Below are 277 nucleotides of genomic sequence, written 5' to 3'. Positions count from 1 at the left end.
GAATTACATATTAGAGATTTTACATTAAATGCCAAAAATAAAGGGAAATATTTAGGTGTTTTTGAAGAAAGTGAATTAAATTATTTGAAAAAATTAGGTATTACTCATGTACAACTTTTACCAATATATGATTATTCAACTGATTCAGTAGATGAATTAAATCCAGACCTAAGATATAACTGGGGGTATGATCCAGTAAATTATAATGTGCCTGAGGGTTCATATTCAAGTGATCCTAAAGATCCTTATTCAAGAATAAATGAAAGATCGGAAGAGC

1 pseudogene is annotated in these 277 nt (G+C 28.5%); it reads left to right on the top strand.

The features are described 5' to 3' along the window. Window positions 1-277 (top strand): annotated as a pseudogene (locus AYC60_RS08870) (hypothetical protein); the annotation flags it as partial.

The sequence above is a fragment of the Streptobacillus felis genome (assembly GCF_001559775.1).
In the GTDB taxonomy this organism is placed as follows: Bacteria; Fusobacteriota; Fusobacteriia; order Fusobacteriales; family Leptotrichiaceae; genus Streptobacillus; species Streptobacillus felis.
This window is presented reverse-complemented; position numbering and strand designations above follow the sequence as displayed.